General features: G+C 71.1%; 2 protein-coding genes and 1 pseudogene. 2 read left to right on the top strand and 1 reads right to left on the bottom strand.

Features of this window, described 5'->3' with window-relative positions; all coding sequences use genetic code 11:
- Window positions 1-164 precede the first annotated feature (164 nt).
- On the top strand, window positions 165-698 hold the full coding sequence (gene cpt, locus ACH5AR_RS33870; protein ID WP_396305360.1) for a chloramphenicol phosphotransferase CPT: 534 nt from the start codon (window positions 165-167) through the stop codon (window positions 696-698).
- Window positions 699-920: 222 nt separating this feature from the next.
- Here cpt and ACH5AR_RS33865 read toward each other — a convergent pair whose 3' ends face one another.
- A complete protein-coding gene (locus ACH5AR_RS33865) occupies window positions 921-1,121 on the bottom strand; it encodes a hypothetical protein (protein ID WP_396305359.1) in 201 nt (66 codons plus the stop codon).
- Between the two features lie 57 nt (window positions 1,122-1,178).
- Between ACH5AR_RS33865 and ACH5AR_RS33860 the strand changes: the two are divergent.
- A pseudogene (locus ACH5AR_RS33860) lies at window positions 1,179-1,272 on the top strand (IS5/IS1182 family transposase); the annotation flags it as partial.

Here is a 1,272-nt window from a genome sequence, read left to right as displayed (position 1 = left end):
CACACATGACAGTGATCTTCTCGGATGCCCCGATCGCGAAGATCACCGCCGGTGCATCACGCCACGGAGTTGATCACTTACCCAACACTTTCTTATCCGCTGGGCTGTGCCGGTTCGCCCGAAAAGATGTTGGATTGGTCTCCGGGCCACCTTAGAGTGGCGCGATGGCGACTCGAGTGATCATTCTCAACGGCGGTTCCAGTTCGGGGAAGACCGGTCTGGCCCGCTGCCTCCAGGCCGTCCTGCCGGACCCTTGGCTGACGTTCGGGCTAGACACGCTGATCCAGGGCATGCCCCCGTCCCTCCTCGCCTCAGAGGAGGGGATCGACATCGGCACGGACGGCTCGGTGTCAGTAGGGAACGGCTTCCGAGAGCTGGAGGACGCCTGGATGGCGGGGATCGCGGCCATGGCCCGCGCCGGGGCACGGGTGATCGTGGACGAGGTCTTCCTCGGCGGCCCTGTCTCCCAGCAGCGGTGGCGGCGGGCCCTCGCAGGGCTCGAGGTGCTCTGGGTCGGTGTGCGGTGCGAGGCGGAGGTCGCGGCGTGGCGCGAGGTCACCCGGGCTGACCGGGTCATGGGGATGGCAGAGGCCCAGGCCGTGGCCGTCCACCAGGGCGTGCACTACGACCTGGAGGTGGACACGGCCGGTGCCGAGTCCGTGGAGTGCGCGCGGTTGATCGCGGCCAGGCTCGGCTGACCCGCACGGCCGTCCCCTGCGCCGTCGGAAGGCCCGAGGCCGCCGCATTTGGAAGAGCGCGGCCCAGGTCGGGCCCGGGCGGTGTCAAGGTCGGATCCGAGAGTGTCCTCGCGGCCGGCACGCGGGGGTCGGGCGGCGGGCGGGGGTGCGCCGTAGGACGGCGACCGGGCCCGCAACGGCAGGTGCCCCCGGCCGGGGCGGCCGGGGGCACCTGGTCCGGACTCAGCAGAGGCCGACGAGGGAGTTGCTCCCGCAGCCGACACAGTAGCTCGCGAGGGTGCCGCAGCCGGCCTCCTCCATGCCGGTGATTTCCTGCTCACCGCCGAAGATCGCGGTCAGGTCCGGGTCACCGAGCGGGTATCCGGTGGCGGAGCGGTCCGCCTCCGGGTCCTTCCAGGCGCGGACGATCTCGTGGTCGCTCATCTGGGTGTCCCTTCGGGTAGCGGTCGGCCGGGATGGCCGGACCGGGTTCGGGGGCGGGGCGGCGAAGCGATCGGTTACGACGCGGGCAAGCGTGTGCGGGGCCGTAAGCGGCACCTGCTCGTGGACACCTGCGGGCTCGTGCTGCGGGCGG

This window comes from Kitasatospora sp. NPDC018619 (assembly GCF_044391605.1).
Classification (GTDB): domain Bacteria; phylum Actinomycetota; class Actinomycetes; order Streptomycetales; family Streptomycetaceae; genus Kitasatospora.
This window is presented reverse-complemented; position numbering and strand designations above follow the sequence as displayed.